Origin of the sequence: Leifsonia sp. TF02-11 (genome assembly GCF_017565305.1) — a bacterium.
Classification (GTDB): Bacteria; Actinomycetota; Actinomycetes; order Actinomycetales; family Microbacteriaceae; genus Leifsonia.
Genome location: NZ_JAGEKP010000042.1, coordinates 1 through 8,600, shown reverse-complemented (window position 1 = coordinate 8,600; position 8,600 = coordinate 1). Strand labels below are relative to the sequence as shown.

The 8,600-nt window shown below is 63.6% G+C and carries 10 protein-coding genes; 9 read left to right on the top strand and 1 reads right to left on the bottom strand.

What is annotated here, in order from left to right; genetic code table 11:
* The 9 genes from JNB50_RS24660 to JNB50_RS24620 form a co-directional block, all read left to right on the top strand.
* The coding region (locus tag JNB50_RS24660) for a hypothetical protein (protein WP_374222287.1) at positions 1-439 on the top strand (439 nt) is incomplete at its 5' end.
* A gap of 68 nt (positions 440-507) precedes the next feature.
* The gene (locus JNB50_RS24655) at positions 508-1,749 is read left to right on the top strand and encodes a M23 family metallopeptidase (RefSeq protein ID WP_208042731.1); all 1,242 of its coding nucleotides are present in this window, start codon (positions 508-510) and stop codon (positions 1,747-1,749) included.
* Complete coding sequence (locus tag JNB50_RS24650) at positions 1,742-2,374, top strand: TlpA disulfide reductase family protein (RefSeq protein WP_307794869.1); 633 nt, start codon at positions 1,742-1,744, stop codon at positions 2,372-2,374. The genes JNB50_RS24655 and JNB50_RS24650 overlap by 8 nt, the downstream gene beginning before the upstream one ends.
* A gap of 58 nt (positions 2,375-2,432) precedes the next feature.
* Positions 2,433-3,398, top strand: a complete 966-nt coding sequence (lgt, locus tag JNB50_RS24645) for a prolipoprotein diacylglyceryl transferase (RefSeq protein WP_208042730.1) — start codon at positions 2,433-2,435, stop codon at positions 3,396-3,398.
* Positions 3,391-5,079 carry a cytochrome c biogenesis protein ResB gene (locus JNB50_RS24640; RefSeq protein WP_208042729.1) on the top strand — a complete coding sequence of 563 codons (1,689 nt, stop codon included), beginning with the start codon at positions 3,391-3,393 and terminating at the stop codon, positions 5,077-5,079. The genes lgt and JNB50_RS24640 overlap by 8 nt, the downstream gene beginning before the upstream one ends.
* The gene (gene ccsB, locus JNB50_RS24635; protein ID WP_307794868.1) at positions 5,076-6,086 is read left to right on the top strand and encodes a c-type cytochrome biogenesis protein CcsB; all 1,011 of its coding nucleotides are present in this window, start codon (positions 5,076-5,078) and stop codon (positions 6,084-6,086) included. Before JNB50_RS24640 ends, ccsB begins: the two co-directional genes overlap by 4 nt.
* Before the next feature lie 44 nt (positions 6,087-6,130).
* Positions 6,131-6,409 carry a hypothetical protein gene (locus tag JNB50_RS24630; RefSeq protein ID WP_243768953.1) on the top strand — a complete coding sequence of 93 codons (279 nt, stop codon included), beginning with the start codon at positions 6,131-6,133 and terminating at the stop codon, positions 6,407-6,409.
* Between the two features lie 46 nt (positions 6,410-6,455).
* On the top strand, positions 6,456-7,199 hold the full coding sequence (locus tag JNB50_RS24625; RefSeq protein WP_039922287.1) for a cytochrome c biogenesis CcdA family protein: 744 nt from the start codon (positions 6,456-6,458) through the stop codon (positions 7,197-7,199).
* 35 nt (positions 7,200-7,234) lie between these two features.
* A complete protein-coding gene (locus tag JNB50_RS24620) occupies positions 7,235-7,639 on the top strand; it encodes a DUF3566 domain-containing protein (RefSeq protein ID WP_208042728.1) in 405 nt (134 codons plus the stop codon).
* A gap of 845 nt (positions 7,640-8,484) precedes the next feature.
* On the opposite strand, the gene JNB50_RS24615 is transcribed toward JNB50_RS24620, so the two are convergent.
* Positions 8,485-8,600 (bottom strand): integrase core domain-containing protein (locus JNB50_RS24615; protein WP_208042732.1); only part of this gene is annotated, 116 nt, incomplete at its 5' end.

Genomic DNA, 8,600 nt, shown 5'->3' with positions numbered 1-8,600 from the left:
CGTCCAATACGAACGAGAACACGCTCAGGGGTTGGCCAAATCAAACCGTCACAGCCACACCGACAAGACCCACATTGGGCCAAATCGAGGTGACGAGCCTGGGCCACTTCAACCTGTCAGAAACACCGGCGTGCAGATCAGCCGGGACGCCGGTTTGACCTTTACTGCCCTGCCCGGACGGCCGATCCTGTACTTGGTCGCCCCGGTGGACGCAGCACCGGGACAATTCGTCGGCGTCGACGTCAGCAAGAAGATCTGGGTAACCACAGACGACGGTTCCACCTGGGCGCGGAAAGGAACGTTCGACTCTCTGCCCGAGTCGCTGGCAACAGTGCAGAGCGCGTCAAAACTCTGGATCCTCGGTGCCCATGCCCGCGGAATCGTCGCAACCGCCGATCACGGCACCAGCTGGGTCACCTTGATCGAGGGCACCCCATGAGCGCAACACGGGGCTCGACGAAGAGCACGCGTCGAGTCCAACCAATTCGAGTGCGGTGGCCAGTGGCTGTGCTGATCCTGACCGTCCTACTCAGCAGCCAGCTGGTGGCAGCAGGCCCGGCACGAGGCGCCGACTACCCGTCCTGGGCGGAGGTTGAAGCCGCACGCTCAAGCGAGAGTGCGAAAGCAACCGAAATCAATCGGATCACCAATCTTCTGCGCACACTGGAAGACAACGTCCGCACCGCCCAGGCGGCAGCAGCCGACCGTGGCAGCGACTACGAGACGGCGCAAGCACGACTCGATCTAGCAAATTACCGAGCACAAACGCTGCGTACTTCGGCCGATGCGGCGCAGGCGCGCGCGAACGCATCCCAAGCACGCGCCGGCCAACTAGTCGCCCAACTCGCACGCTTCGGCAACGGCGACCCGACCACCCTGTTCCTGCTGAACGGGCAACGAGCAGAGACGCTGCTGTTCCAACTCGGCACCATGAGCCAACTCACGCAACGCTCCAATCGGGCCTTCGCCGCCGCCACCACCAGCGCAAACACCGTCCGATCACTTACCCGCCAGGCGGATGCCGCCCAAGCCGCTCTAGCGAACCTTAGCCGCGCTGCCGAAAAGACGCTGCAGGATGCGGTCGCTGCCAGCCGTACTGCAGCGAACCAGCTGGCTGAACAGCGACAGACACAGGGAACCCTGCAAGCCCAACTGGCAGTGCTGGTCGAGAACCGCAAAGCGACCGAAGTCGACTACCGCAAAGGGGAAGAGGCCCGACGTCAGCAAGAAGCGGCCGCCGCAGCCGCAGCCGCCGCGGCTGCCGCGGCCGCTGCTGCCGCGGCTGCGGCAGGTGGTGCACCGGTGCCGTCGGGGGACGGCGGGCAACTCGGTGGACGAGGTTGGGCGAAACCGGTGTCTGGATGGATCAGCGACCGGTTCGGGCCACGCCCGGACAAACCGGTCGCCAGCTCGGGCGCATTCCACTACGGCACAGATCTTGCCGCCGGGTGCGGCACCGCGATCTTCGCCGCCGCCTCCGGACGCGTCGTCTACGCAGGCTGGCTTGGAACCTACGGCAACTGGATTCTCCTGGACCACGGCACCGGGGTGATGACCGGATACGCGCACATCCGCGAGGGCGGAGTCCTGGTCAACGTGGGCCAAACCATCCAAGCCGGTCAGAACATCGCCCAGGTCGGAACGACGGGCGGCTCCTCCGGGTGCCACCTGCACTTCGAAGTCCGCGTCAACGGCAACCGGATCGACCCGCAACCATTCATGAGCGCGAGAGGAATCACCCTTGGCTAACCGCAACCCGCGAACCATCAGGCCGCGTACCGCCCTCACGTCGGTGGCCGCAGCTGTAATGCTCGTCGTCACGCTGGCCGGGTGCAGCAGCAACAACGACGCCCTCGCTCAGCAGTACAAAGACGGGTCCGGGAAGAACTACGTCGCCGGCGACGGCACCATCACCGAAATCAAACCCCAGAATCGTGCGGTACCCGTCCCATTCATGGGAAAGCTCGAAGACGGCAAACCGACCACTTCAGCGATGTACGCCGGGAAAGTTCTGGTCCTCAATTTCTGGTACGCCGGATGCGCGCCCTGCCGGGCGGAGGCGCCCGCACTTGAAAAGACGTACCAAAAATTCGCTGGACAGGGTGTGGAATTCCTTGGCGTCAACGTCAGGGACCAAGCCGACACCGCCCGCGCGTTCGCCCGCACCTATGGAGTGACCTACCCCAGCGTGCTCGACGCCTCTGACGGTGCCATGCAACTGGCGTTCAGCGGGATTGTCGCCCCCAACGCGGTCCCCACCACACTCGTCGTCGACAAGGACGGACGCGTCGCCGCTCGCATCCTTGGCCAACTACCAGACGCGTCCGTTCTCAGCGCACTGATCAGCACCGTTCAGACAGAACAGGGACCGTGACACCCTTCCGCGACGTTAGGAGCCACCACCCGCACACCCCCTCACCGAAAGCCCTCTCATGATCCACCACCTCAGCATTCCCAGCCCCGACCCCGTGTTCGCGCAGTTCACTCTGGGTCCGCTTACGATCCACACCTATGCGCTGTGCATTCTCGCCGGAATCGTCGCAGCCACGTTGATCACATCCAAACGACTCGCCCAGCGGGGCGCCCGCGGCCCCGTCGTTCTCGACATCATTCTCTGGGCAGTGCCGTTAGGCATCGTCGGCGCCCGGTTCTACCACGTCTTCACCCACACCGGCGACTACTTCTACCCCGGCGCGAACTTGTGGAACGTGTTCGCAATCTGGGACGGCGGAAACGCCCTCTATGGATCCCTCATCGGCGGAGCAGTCGGCGCCTACATCGGGTGCCGGCAAACCAAAATCAGGTTCTGGTCCTTCGCAGACGCGCTGGCACCGGCCATGCTCGTCGCACAATCGCTTGGACGGTTCGGCAACTACTTCAACCACGAACTCTTCGGTCTCCCCACCACGTTGCCGTGGGGTCTGCAGATCGAAGCGAGCAATCCCAAATTCCCCGCCGGCCTCCCCGCTGGAACGCTCTTCCACCCGCTGTTCCTCTACGAGATCATCTGGAACCTCATCGGAGTGGGCATAATCCTGCTGCTGGAACGCCGCCTCACCTTGCGATGGGGGCGAGCATTCGCCGTATACCTCATCTGGTACGGCCTGGGCCGCAGCTGGCTGGAAACCATCCGGATCGACCCCACCAGCAACACGCTCCTCGGTATCCCCGCCAACGTGTGGGCCTCCTTCGTCCTGGTCGCGCTCGGCGCGGCGCTCTTCCTCGTGCAAACCAAACGCCACCCCGAACCCGAGGACTCGCCGTACCGTGACGCGCACCAACCCGCACCCCTCAACGATCCAAACCCCGCCGTCACCGCCCCATCCATTGACAATCCTGCAGGAGCTCCCAAACACGAGACCCCAGCGAGTTCGATGCGAAAGCAGTCCGATGTCTAGGCCCCTGGACCACATCGACGTCCGGCCACCCGCACCAGGCCCTGGCAGAATCACCGAACCGGCGCTCGGGTTCACCGGATGGATGCGCTGGGCGTGGCGACAGCTGACCAGCATGCGCGTCGCCCTGTTCCTGCTCCTGCTACTCGCTCTTGCCGCCGTCCCCGGATCCCTGGTCCCACAACGCAGCTCCGACCCCAACGGTGTCGTCCAATACTTCAAAAACAACCCGGGCCTCGCCCCAATGCTGGACAAACTCCAAGCCTTCGACGCCTACACCTCGTTCTGGTTCTCCAGCATCTACCTACTGCTGTTCATCTCCCTGATCGGCTGCGTCCTGCCGCGCACGATCCACCACCTCCGCTCCCTGCGCGCGACACCACCGAAAACGCCCGCCCGACTATCACGGATGAGCGGCTACACCACCATCGAATTGTCAGATCGCCCGGGGGCCGCCAGCTCCGCGGCCACGGCAATCACCACGGCGGCAACAATTCTCCGCAAACGCGGCTACCGGGTTGCCGCCTTCACCGGCGTGCAGACCGCTCAACGGCGCGAGCTGTCAGTCAGCGCCGAACGGGGCTACCTGCGCGAAGCGGGCAACCTGACCTTCCACATCGCCTTGATCGGGGTCCTGATCACCGTGGGGATCGGTGGCGGATTCGGATTCAACGGCAACCGGGTGGTTGTCGAGGGTCAAAGCATGATCAACACCCTCGCCGCCTACGATTCATTCAACCCCGGCCGCTTCTTCAGCCCCGCAGAGCTGACCCCCTACTCGCTCACCCTCAACAAGCTCGCGGTCACCTACGAAACCCAGAACAAACGAGCACGCGGACTCCCGACCGACTACACCGCGACCGTCACCACCCAAACCCAAGGCTCGCCAGAAAGGACGAGCCGCACGATCAAAGTCAACGACCCCCTGTCGATCGGCGGCACCGACGTCTATCTGCTCGGAAATGGGTACGCGCCCCGGATCACGGTCCGCGACCCGCAAGGCCACGCGGTGTTCAGCGACTTCATCCCCTTCCTCCCACAAGACGCGAACCTCACCTCCCTCGGCGTCGTGAAGGTCCCCGACGGACTTGTCAAACAAGTCGGTTTGATCGGGTTCTTCTACCCCACGAAATCCGCCGCAAACACTGGCGCGTTCTATTCCTCATACCCGGATCTCACCAACCCAGTGCTGACCTTGAACGCATACTCCGGCGACCTCGGCATCAACACCGGGGCACCCAAATCGGTGTACGCACTCGACACCACCAAACTCACCCAACTCACCGGCGGCAAAACAGGGGTCCGGTCCATCGAGCTCAAACCCGGTCAGACGCAGCAACTGCCTGACGGTCTCGGCTCGATCACGCTGGACGGCGTGTCCCGGTTCGCGTCCTTCGAAATCCATCACGACCCCGCCCAGGGGTGGGTGCTGTTCTTCGCCATCGCCGCGCTCGGTGGCCTTCTCACCTCCCTCTTCGTGCCACGCAGACGCCTGTGGGTGAAAGCGATAGTCGAAGGGGCCAACCCCGTCCGCATCGAGTACGCCGGACTCGCTCGAGGCGACGACCCCCAACTGCAGGACGCGGTAGCCGACTTGGCGTCTGCCCACCAAGCAGCCTTCCGCACCACCAGTGAAGCCGATCAGGACTCACAACGAAACACCGACCAGAAAGGAACACCGTGACCGATTCTTTGTCACAGATCTCCGTCATCCTGCTGATCTGCTCCATGGTCCTCTACGCGGCAGCGTTCATTGCTTTCGCGCTGGACCTCGCCCGGCGCAGCGCTCACGCCACCGCTTCCGTTCCTAGCGCCGTCGCCCGGCGCGCGCAAGAATCGGCGGCCAGCAACACGCTCGGGCCGGCACAAACGACAACCCTCATCCGCGGATCCGTGGACCAGGCCGATTCCTCGGGGTCGGGGTCGGGGTCGGGGTCGGCGAGCTTGCGAACCGGCTACTCACTCACCATCCTCGCCTTCATCGTCCAACTCGGCGCCGACATCTTCCGCGGCATCGCAGCCGGACGCGTGCCGTGGGCAAACATGTATGAATTCTCGATGACCGGCACCCTGCTCATCGTCGGCGTCTTCCTCGTAGTCACACTCCGGTACGACCTACGATTCCTCGGCTCCTTCGTCACCGGGCTTGTGCTGATCCTCCTAGGGATCTCCAGCATGCGCTACTACGTCGAAGTCGCCCCGTTACCGCCTGCGCTGCAGTCATACTGGCTCGTCATACACGTGATGGTCGCGATCATCGCCACCGGCTTCTTCGCGATCGGCTTCGCGCTCTCCGCCGTACAACTGCTGCAGACACGCAGAGAGACACAGATCGCCGACAGTCGACCAGCATCGCTGAGGTTCCTGGCAACCCTTCCCAGCTCCGGCACCCTGGAGAACCTGGCGTACCGGATCAACATCGTCGGTTTCATCCTCTGGACCTTCACGCTAATGGCTGGCGCGATCTGGGCAGAAAAGGCCTGGGGGCGCTACTGGGGGTGGGACACCAAGGAAGTGTGGACCTTCATCATCTGGGTCGTCTACGCCGGCTACATCCACGCCCGCGCCACCCGCGGCTGGCGCGGATCCCGCTCGGCCTGGCTGGCGATCATCGGCTTCTCCGCCGTCATGTTCAACTTCGGCATCGTCAACGTCTTCTTCAAAGGCCTGCACTCCTACAGCGGCCTCTGAACCGATCAAGTCACCAACCACAAACAGCAACAGGAAGGCAAACCATGGCCCGCAAGAACGCAGAACCCCCTCGACGACGTACCACGCACGAGGAAGCCAAACCAACCCCGGAGCAATTGCGTGCCCGCTACCTGCGCAAACGCCGATTCCTACGCGTCGGCCAACTCGTCATGCTGATCGGATTCCTGGTCGGCTTGCAACATTGGCTCGCCCACCTCGGCGTCTTCGGCACACAGCCCCCCGGCTGGGTCGACCTCGCCGCCGGATACCCGATGGCCGCAGCCCTCATTCTCGCCGGTGCCATCACTGCTGGCCAGAAATGACCAGACCCCTCCCGCAACCCAGCTGGCGCCGATCGGCGGCGACCTAGTGGGCGCACAATTCGCCTCCATCATCGCCAACGGCGGACTGCTACTGGCCATCCCGATCGCGATCTTCGCCGGCCTGGTTTCGTTCGCCTCCCCATGCGTGCTCCCCTTGGTGCCCGGGTATCTGGCCTACGTCGGAGGAGTCACCGGGTCCACGGGGCACGTCAGCAGGCGTCGAACCGCCACCGGAGTCGCGCTTTTCGTCCTCGGCTTCGCCATCGTGTTCATCGCCTACGGTGCCCTGTTCGGCGCCTTCGGATCCTGGCTAGTGCGCTGGCAAGACCTCATCACCCGTCTGCTCGGCCTTCTAGTGATCGTGATGGGTCTAGCCTTTATCGGCACCTTCTCGTTCTTCCAACGCACCCTGAAATTGCCCATCCGCCCCTCGACCGGCATCATCGGCGCACCCCTGCTCGGAATCGTCTTCGGGCTCGGCTGGACACCCTGCATGGGACCCACCCTCGCCGCCGTCCTCTCGCTCAGCCTGTCCAGCCAATCCGCCGCGCGCGGCGCCATCCTGACCGGCTTCTACTCAATCGGCCTCGGCATTCCCTTTGTCCTCCTCGCCCTCGGAATCGGTTGGGCGACCGGCGCCATCAGCTTCCTCCGCCGACACATCCGAGCCATCAACATCGCCGGCGGCACCGTCCTGATCGTGATCGGCCTCCTCATGGTCACCGGAGTCTGGACCGCGTGGATCTACAGCCTCCAAGCCCTCATCGGCGGGGTCACACTCCCGATCTGATCAACCCGCCCGACGAACGCCCCGAAGGAGTTCCTATGAACAGACAACACAACATCGGCGAAAGCACCGAACCCAACGACGCCCGACTTCACCTTGTCTACACGGGTGTGTGGTCGATGGCGAAGGTGTCCCTCCTAGTCGGCCTGATCATGGCCGCAGTCACCGTACTTGCCAGCGCCCTCCTCTGGACGATCCTTAACCAAATCGGCGCGTTCCAACAAATCGATTCCCTCCTCTCCGGCCCGGCGGGTGAAACCACGGCATCCTCCGCCTCAAACGTTGCCAAAGTTGTGAACTTCGGAACCGTGCTCGTCGCCTCGGTTGCGGTGGGACTTGTCGGTGCGCTCGCCACCATGGTGGGTGGAATGCTCCTCGCCCTGCTCTACAACCTCAGCTCCAAAGCCACGGGCGGACTCTTCATCGGATTTAGACACGACTGACGCCCTAGGGCGCCGCCACGCAGCTCGGCAGGAAGGAGAAAAGTGCCAGACGATCAAAATGAGCGGCCCTGGTGGGAAACCGGAGCTGCACCTGAACCCGTGCTCCCGGCGAAGGCCCGTAGATATCGCCTCCTTATCGGCGGTGCCGTAGTCCTTGTCGCCGTTAGCGCGCTCTACCTCTTCCTCTCTATGTTTTCAATGAGAATGTGACGACACAGTGCGCTTCCGCGGACACCGCAGAACAACGGTACGTCGTGTCGATGGTCAGGTGCCATCACGGGCCTACTCGACCCCGTGGTGGTGGTGCGGTGATTGAGCTGGCAGCAAATCAACCAGGCAATCATGGGGGAGGGCCGCTCGTGTAAGACCGCCGCGTGGCTCCCGAGGTCGGGACTCGGCGTACGCAGACGATCAACCAGACCACGAGCACCGCTCCGATCGCGACAAGTGACAGGGCACAGAGGTATTGCGGCGGGGACCATTCACGAGTTTCCGTCGTTTGATATAGCGCCCGAGTTCGGTTGATGGTTCCAGTGAAGTCCTGGGAGATCGGAAGCCACACCTCAAGCTTCCCGACAGAGGATGAAACGTCGGCGTAGACGAACCACAGGCCTGGATGTGGAAGTGAGATTCGACCGGTCGCCCGACCGGACCTGTTCACCGACCCGGCCGCCAGCGGTGCCGTAATCGTTTGGCCGGCCCGCCGGGCAACCAGCCACGTCCGACCCGCTATTGCCGCCGTGGCGCGGAAGTCGTCCACGGTAACGGCAAGTTCGCCCCACCCGTCACCCTGGACCGAAAGGGCCGCCGTTCCGAAGGACGACCCCTGCCCAGGATCATGCGCGCTAGCTGTAGTTCCCCGTGAGGTTGTGAACGCGGGCTGAGGGGACGAGTCCGCCGATTCCGGTGTGGGGTCGGTGGTGATTGTAGTGGTGGAGCCAGCGGTCGTAGTCGGCTGCGC

What these genes read in the sequence shown, in the direction of transcription:
- lgt (WP_208042730.1), top strand. Translation starts at nt 2,433, where the DNA reads ATGATCCACCACCTCAGCATTCCCAGCCCCGACCCCGTGTTCGCGCAG.
- JNB50_RS24640 (WP_208042729.1), top strand. Translation starts at nt 3,391, where the DNA reads ATGTCTAGGCCCCTGGACCACATCGACGTCCGGCCACCCGCACCAGGC.
- JNB50_RS24630 (WP_243768953.1), top strand. Translation starts at nt 6,131, where the DNA reads ATGGCCCGCAAGAACGCAGAACCCCCTCGACGACGTACCACGCACGAG.
- JNB50_RS24620 (WP_208042728.1), top strand. Translation starts at nt 7,235, where the DNA reads ATGAACAGACAACACAACATCGGCGAAAGCACCGAACCCAACGACGCC.